This window comes from Mycobacterium scrofulaceum (assembly GCF_001667885.1).
Classification (GTDB): domain Bacteria; phylum Actinomycetota; class Actinomycetes; order Mycobacteriales; family Mycobacteriaceae; genus Mycobacterium; species Mycobacterium scrofulaceum_C.
The window spans coordinates 1-760 of sequence record NZ_LZJW01000133.1; the positions used below are offsets into that span (position 1 = coordinate 1).

Here is a 760-nt window from a genome sequence, read left to right on the forward strand (position 1 = left end):
CCGGCACCGCCACCCCCGGTGGCGCCCATTCCGGTGCCGATCCCGCTGCCGATCCCCGGCATCGGCGGCCCGATCATCGGTGGGCCTCCCGGAGGCGGCTACGGGCCGCACGGCGGCGGTGAGGACGGACCGCGCGGCGGCGGCGGCGGCGGCGGAATCCCCGGGATTCCGGGCTTCGGCGGCGGCCACGGCGGCTTCGGCGGTGGTCACGGCGGCTTCGGCCGCCACTAGCCAGATGGTGGCGACCCCCATCGCCCGGCTGCGCCGCGCTCGCGATCGCCACTAGCCAGATTGTGGCGACCCCCATTACCCGGCTGCGCCGCGCTCGCGATCGCCACTAGCGGGGGCTTCAGGACCACCTGTCATCTGCCGTTTGCCTCTCGCTCAGCGGGGCGATGCAGTTAGCTCATCGCGAGGACCTACACCGGTTGTATGCGATGCACCGTCTTCGGCACCGGTTACCTGGGCGCCACGCACGCCGTCGGCATGGCGGAACTGGGACACGAGGTCGTCGGGGTCGACATCGACCCGGGCAAGGTTGCCAAGCTCGCCGGCGGTGAGATTCCGTTCTACGAGCCCGGGCTGCGCAAGCTGCTGGCCAAGAACCTGGCCGCGGGCCGGCTGCGGTTCACCACCGACTACGACATGGCGGCCGAGTTCGCCGACGTGCACTTCCTGGGCGTAGGCACGCCGCAGAAGAAAGGCGAGTACGGCGCCGACCTGCGCCACGTGTACGCCGTCATCGACGCGCTGGTGCCGC

At 71.8% G+C, this 760-nt stretch carries 1 protein-coding gene and 1 pseudogene; both read left to right on the plus strand.

The window, feature by feature from the left end:
* The coding region (locus A5681_RS27210) for a hypothetical protein (RefSeq protein WP_197498657.1) at window positions 1-231 on the plus strand (231 nt) is incomplete at its 5' end.
* Between the two features lie 201 nt (window positions 232-432).
* Window positions 433-760 (plus strand): annotated as a pseudogene (locus tag A5681_RS19750) (UDP-glucose 6-dehydrogenase); the annotation flags it as partial.